Below are 860 nucleotides of genomic sequence, written 5' to 3'. Positions count from 1 at the left end.
CGCCACCCACTGACCTGGGTGCCCTCGCTCTACCTGGCCATGGGCCTGCCCAATGTGATGGTGGGCGTCGTCGCGGCCATCATCTACAAGAACCTGGGCGTGGCCAACGAGGACATCGCGCTCTACACCTCGCAGATGTACCTGCCCTGGGTGCTCAAGCCGCTGTGGGCGCCGCTGCTGGAGGCCTACCGCAGCAAGCGCTTCTGGGTCATCAGCATGGAGTTCACGATGGCCGCCGCGCTGGGCCTCGTGGCGCTGTGCCTGCCGATGGCCGACTTCTTCCGGCTCTCGCTGGCCTTCTTCTGGATCACCGGCTTCGCGTCCGCCACGCAGGACACCTGCGCCGACGGCGTGTTCATGACCACCGTCTCCAAGACCGACCAGGCGCGCTACTCCGGCTTGCAGGGCATGTGCTGGAACATGGGCGCCGTCGTCGCGTCAGGGCTGTTCGTGTCGCTGACGGGCTGGCTGCACAACCACGTGGGCATGCCCTGGGTGCAGTGCTGGATCGTCGTCGTGCTGATCGCTGCCGGGGCCATGGCGGCTTTCGGGCTGTGGCACGTCCGCGTGCTGCCGCCGGGCGCGCCCCCGACCCGTCACGGCGAGGGCCTTGTCGGCGGCCTCAAGGCCAACGTCACGATCTGGGCCAGCTTCTTCCAGAAGCCGCAGATCTGGATGATGCTGGCCGTCATCTTCTTCTACCGCTTCGGCGAGGGCTTCATCGAGAAGTTCGGCCCGCTGTTCCTGCTGGACCCGACGTCGGCCGGCGGCCTGGGCATGGACAACGAGTCCCTGGGCCACATCAACGGCACGGTCGGCACGCTGACCTTCATCGCCGGCGCCTTCCTGGGCGGCTTCCT

1 protein-coding gene is annotated in these 860 nt (G+C 67.4%); it reads left to right on the top strand.

Going from position 1 to position 860, the window contains the following annotated elements; genetic code table 11:
• A partial coding sequence (locus ACG04R_RS28405) for an MFS transporter (protein WP_394418187.1) occupies positions 1 to 860 on the top strand: 860 nt, incomplete at both ends.

This window comes from Pelomonas candidula (assembly GCF_043555985.1).
GTDB lineage: Bacteria > Pseudomonadota > Gammaproteobacteria > Burkholderiales > Burkholderiaceae_C > Pelomonas > Pelomonas candidula.
This window is presented reverse-complemented; position numbering and strand designations above follow the sequence as displayed.